Consider the following 821-nt stretch of genomic DNA (forward strand, 5'->3'; position numbering starts at 1 on the left):
AACGGCTACTTGGATGAACAGTGTGGAGAGTAAACCCAAATCCACTTCCAAAATCCTAAAGAGCCAAAGCTTATTATTTTATTTGTAGATTTTCATTCTAAATAGAATGAAAAGATTTGGCGGAACTGGTTTCGCCAAAATAACCTCCCAAATCACCACCGCCCCACATTGTTTATTCCAATTTGTTGGCGGTAGTATTTATTTAAATTCAATCAACTGATTATCTATCACAGCTGTTTCTAACCTCAAAGTTTCAAATGAAGAACCAAAACATTCCTGACAAGTACGTTGAATTAATCCAATTTCAGGTGCTAACCATATTGTACTACCATAATCAATCAAATCTTGATTGTGGAAATTAAATTGTAAACAATTATCAATTTGTTTATCACCAATAGTTACAGTTTCATTTCTACTAATCAGAGTAACATATCCTGCTCCAAATGCCCATGTCTCATCAATATTTGCAGCTAAATCAAATTTCATTTCCTCTTTACTTTCTACAGATAAGGACTTAACATAGACTCGATTATCATGTTTGCGATAATATGAGTTTGTTCCATAGTCGTTTGCAAATTCATAATATTCAGTATTGTTATACTTAATTATGTCAATTATTGAGTCTTTTCCGGATTTTTCGAATTGCCAATTGTTGCCAATTTGAAGAGGAAAATAATCTTCGTCCAATTTGATTCTTTGATTATCATCCTTTTCACAAGAAATGAAAGCTACAATGAACAAACTTATTACTAAAACCTTTTTCATATTTCTATTCTTGATAATTTTATCTGAGTAGTAGTTGTACTATATTACCGCCAACG

1 protein-coding gene is annotated in these 821 nt (G+C 31.8%); it reads right to left on the reverse strand.

Annotation, left to right across the window (positions count from 1 at the left end):
- Positions 1-198 precede the first annotated feature (198 nt).
- Complete coding sequence (locus tag QMO11_RS21845; protein ID WP_282040087.1) at positions 199-765, reverse strand: hypothetical protein; 567 nt, start codon at positions 763-765, stop codon at positions 199-201.
- Positions 766-821: the final 56 nt, after the last annotated feature.

Origin of the sequence: Saccharicrinis aurantiacus, assembly GCF_947489045.1 — a bacterium.
Lineage (GTDB): Bacteria > Bacteroidota > Bacteroidia > Bacteroidales > Marinilabiliaceae > Saccharicrinis > Saccharicrinis aurantiacus.